The organism is uncultured Cetobacterium sp. (assembly GCF_947038635.1).
In the GTDB taxonomy this organism is placed as follows: Bacteria; Fusobacteriota; Fusobacteriia; order Fusobacteriales; family Fusobacteriaceae; genus Cetobacterium_A.
On the sequence record NZ_CAMQXC010000150.1, the window covers coordinates 1 to 4,731 of the forward strand.

General features: G+C 27.5%; 5 protein-coding genes. All 5 read left to right on the plus strand.

What is annotated here, in order from left to right:
- A partial coding sequence (locus Q0V08_RS10745) for a hypothetical protein (RefSeq protein ID WP_297434642.1) occupies positions 1-436 on the plus strand: 436 nt, incomplete at its 5' end.
- 638 nt (positions 437-1,074) lie between these two features.
- Positions 1,075-2,166 carry a hypothetical protein gene (locus Q0V08_RS10750; RefSeq protein ID WP_297434644.1) on the plus strand — a complete coding sequence of 364 codons (1,092 nt, stop codon included), beginning with the start codon at positions 1,075-1,077 and terminating at the stop codon, positions 2,164-2,166.
- Positions 2,167-2,817 carry a hypothetical protein gene (locus Q0V08_RS10755; protein ID WP_297434645.1) on the plus strand — a complete coding sequence of 217 codons (651 nt, stop codon included), beginning with the start codon at positions 2,167-2,169 and terminating at the stop codon, positions 2,815-2,817.
- Between the two features lie 254 nt (positions 2,818-3,071).
- Complete coding sequence (locus Q0V08_RS10760) at positions 3,072-3,350, plus strand: HU family DNA-binding protein (RefSeq protein WP_297434647.1); 279 nt, start codon at positions 3,072-3,074, stop codon at positions 3,348-3,350.
- A 114-nt stretch (positions 3,351-3,464) separates the two neighbouring features.
- Positions 3,465-4,731 (plus strand): DEAD/DEAH box helicase family protein (locus tag Q0V08_RS10765; RefSeq protein WP_297434649.1); only part of this gene is annotated, 1,267 nt, incomplete at its 3' end.

Sequence of the window (4,731 nt, forward strand, 5' to 3'; positions counted from 1 at the left end):
AGAAAATAATACAAAAATAAATATAGATAAAGTGGACTTAGCAATGTTTTACTTAGCAATTATAGATAAATATGGTTATAAACCAAAAGTAGAAGAAAAACAGTGGTATAGTGGAGTAGAATATTATCCTAGTGGAAGAACAAAAAAGTTTGTGGTGGCTGGAGATGATATAAACTTTGAAGATAAACCTTTAGATTTTGATAAGTTATCAAAAGAGATAGATTTTATAGTAACTACTTTAAATAAATATAAGTTTACAAAAGAAAATAAAGGTGGACATTTTGGATTCTTAATGATTGGACCAAAATTTGAATTAAAAAGTGCTAGTTTATCTAAAAATTTAACAGCTTCAGAAAAAAATAAGATAAATGATTTATCGACTGCTTTAAATAAAGCGGAAACTAAATTAAAAAAAGCTATACAAGCAAATAAATAATTCAGAAAGAGATTGGTTAAAAGCCAGTCTCTTTTTTATTAAAAGAGATAAATATATATTATAGAGTGTCGACTATCTAAGGAGACACGATATATGTATTTAAATATTTAATAACTTTTAAAATTCAAAACTAAATGGAGTCATTTATTAATCTTCAATACCCTCTAAAATGCTGTTAAACGGCTTTTACAGGGTACAAACGACTTCAGATAGGCAATTCCCTTATAACACCCTTAAAATAGCTGATTTTATCATTTCCTTTAATAATACAAAGTTTTTTCAACAAAAGAATGTAAATTAGAAGAACAGCTTTAATAAAAAAAATATTAAACACATAAAAAAATCTGTATCATCTAGTACAGATTCGTTGAATAAAGGCTCATCTTATTTTTTTATAGATTAAAGTAAAATTATCTAAAATCGGGATAACTAAGGGTAAAATCTATGAAAAAACTAAAAAAATATTGATAAATAAGAGGGCTTTGTAAATGTTAATGGAGTTTGGTAGAACTAGACTCACAGTAAATAGAGATGTGAACTTGTGTGAGTAAAGTTTTGTTAGGTTTGTTTCTTCTAGGGAAGCTCTTTATGTGCGTCAGCAGACATAAAGAGTTATTTTTTTTAGGAGGATGATAAAAATGTTAGATACTATTAATGTTGTTTTTGAATTGGAGAATATGGTAGGAGATTATATTGAGGTTGAGTTATTTGATTTGTTAAGGAAGTTTTTTAGAAGACGAGGTTATTATGACTTATTAAAGGAGAGTGATGGTAAAAGTCTGAGTATTAGATTATCCTATCCTAGATTCTTTGATAATACCAATGCTTATCTAATAACAACTAAAGAGGAGTGTTTAAAGGTTAATAGAGCTTTTATAAAAGAAATAAGAAAGTTTATTTACTATGAAGAGGTTGGAAGTGGAGTAAGATCTAATGGTAATGTTTTATTAGATTGGTTTGATGCAAATGTAGCAATAAAGATTAAAAGAGTAGATGTAGCATTTACACATATATTAGAAAAGGATGATAGCTTTAACGGATATAAAAATTTATACCAGCTACTGAATAATATTTATCTGAAAAGGAATCCAGCGTCAATACCTAAAAATATATCTGTTATAGGGAATAATGAGGTAGAAACGTTAATGTTTACAGATACGCAGAATGTAGGAGCATACAATAGAAAAATAGTAATCTACAATCAGTATAGGAAGTTTTGTGATTATTGTAGTAAAAATCCATTGCAGTTACATTCCATTTTACAGAAGTACCCAGATTTGCCAAGACGGGTTAGGATTGAAGCTAGTAAAAGAATTAGAAGAAAACCTTTTGAAGTATTGGATTTTATGGAGTTTGATATATTCAATGCTTATGTTCAGCAGTTTGCGGATGATATACTAAATAATCTATTTAATAAAGAGTTATTTGATAGTGTTTTCCAAGATAGGATAGAGTGGCTAAAGGAAACTATAAAAAAGGAAAGAGAATATCCTAATTTTAATTACCAAGCATTTATTTATAGATTCATTGATGAAATATGGGATTATGAATTAATTAGAAAAGCTATAATGGAAACTACAGATAACTTAAATTCAGCATACCAAGCATGTTCTACTATTAGAGAAATTTTAAAAATATATGAAAAGGCAACAGGAATAAAATTTTTCAATATGAAAGAAACTTTTGAAAAGATCCAAAAAGATTTAATAAAAATAAGAGGTGAGAAATAAATGTATTTAGAAAATAAAGCTCCAGAGCAAAGAATGGTTAGAGAACAAGCTATAATAACAGAAAAAGGTAGAATCTATATAAACGAAATATTAGAAGAAAGAAATGTAGATTACGATACGGCTATAAAGATTGTATTCCCAAATTATGGTAGAAACTATGGTAAGGTGAAATATGAGTATTTAAAAAACAATACGTTACCAACAACTTTATTACAAGGTTATATAACTATTTCCGATTCTTTTATGGTTTTTTTAATAGATAACCGAATCGTTGATTGGAACCAAGCTATAGCTAGATTTCCATCTGGATTAACTTCACAAGATGTTCACAGTTTATTAAAACCAGTGTTTGCAAGGTATGACTTAGCAAAAGATAATTCACATGATTTAATTAAAATAAAAAATAATATAGGAGTGAGAAAACCTAAAAAAATAACTTTGTATGATGTACCAGTAGTTTTGCAAAATTCGTATTTGAGGTTATTGGATAATTTGAGCATAGATCTAACGGAGGAAGAATTTATTAATAATAGCTACAACAGATACAAATGCGTATATCTAGGAAAAATTAAAAAATTTGAAAAAGTTGAGATTGAGATGGATGATAATTTTATCAAAAAAATTACGTTATCTGGATATGGATATTATTAAAATAAAAAAAACTTTTAAAAAAAATCAAAAATATTTTTCAAAAATTTTGTTATTATATATGTTTTCATGAAAATCTTGTTTTCTCCTATCAAAGATAGGATAAAACAAAAATATGTATTTGTCAAGTTTTTTTTATAAAATATGTTATTTTATTTTTTAAAAAACTTATGATTTAAAGGAATTATTGAAAAAAATAAAATTATAGACTATACTCTAGTAAAAATATTAAACTAACTAATGAAGGAGAGATAACTATGACTAAGCAAGAGTTTATAGCTTTATATCAAGAGAAGATGGAAATAACAACAAAGAAGGAAGCAGAGAGATTAATAAATGGATTCTTTTCAACTTTAGAAGAAGTTCTAGTAAATGGTGATGATTTATCAGTATTAGGATTTGGAAAGTTTGAAACTACAACTCAATCAGCAAGAACTTGTAGAAATCCTAAGACAGGAGAAGAAATAAAAGTTCCAGAGAAGAAAGTAGTTAAATTTAGAGTAGGAAAAGGACTGGCAGAAAAGGTAGCAAAATAGTATAATTAAAGGGAGTGATAGAGATATTGCTTCCTTTTGTTTTTATTATAGTTTTATGGTAAAATATAATTGAAAAATACAAAATATTAATTACCATATTAGGGGGAGTGTTCCATGCAAAGTAACTTTAATTTTTTGAGAAAAGATTGGAATATATTGGCTAGAATTGGAGAGATGGCAGAGTATAATCTGAATAATGATCCAAATACAGCTATGATAAAAATAAGACAGCTTGGTGAGTACATAGCAAAGGCAATTATAAAGGCTGAGAGAATGGAAGATGTTGAAAGTGATAATCAATTAGATAGAATTAGATTATTAAAAAATACTGAATTGATATCATCAGAAATAGAAGATATACTTCATCTAATAAGAAGAAAAGGAAACGATGCTGTTCATAAAGGATTTGAAGATAAAAAAGAAGCAGAGGTACTACTTTCATTAGTAGTAAAGCTATCGGCATGGTTTAATGAACTTTATGGAAGTGATATAAAGTTTGATTCTACAAAGGTATTTTTTCAAAATCCTCAAGATATAAATTATAAAGAGGCTTATGAGAAGTTATTAGAAATAGTTGAGAAGGATGAAAAAGAAAAGGTATTTGAAAAATTAAATATAGATAAAATAGTAGTAAAAACGATTGATGAAAGAAATAATTTCAGAAAAAGTATCAAGAATAGTGTAGACTTATCAGAAGCGGAGACTAGAATTTTAATAGACCAACAGTTGATAGATGCAGGGTGGGAAGCAGATACAATAAATTTAAATTATAAAACTAAAAAAAGTTTGCCTGAATCAAAAAAGTTTTTAGCTATAGCTGAGTGGCCTTGTATAAAAGATAATGGAGCAGTAGGATATGTAGATTACGCATTGTTTTATGGTAAAAAGTTATATGGGGTACTAGAAGCTAAAAGATATCGTGTAGATATAGGTGGAGCTTTAAAAAGAGATAGTCGAATGTATTCAGAAGGTCTAATTTTAAAAGATGGAGCTGAACTGTGTGAAGGAGCTCCATTTTTAAATAAATACAAAGCTCCTTTTATGTTTTCAAGTAATGGGAGAGATTTTAATCCGCATTTAATAGACAAATCTGGAATATGGTTTTTGGATGGTAGAAGAGAAAAAAATTCAGTAAAACCATTAAAAGGATTTTATTCTCCAAGAGATTTGAAAGAACTATTAGAAAAAGATGATATGTTGGCTAATCACGCATTAAAAGAAACATCTTTAGATTACCTATCATCAAGTACAGGATTGAATCTTAGAACATATCAAATAGATGCAGTTAAAGCTGTTGAAAATGCTTTGATAAATGGACAAAATAAAGTGCTTTTGACAATGGCAACAGGAACAGGGAAAACAAGGACAGCGTTAGCTATTC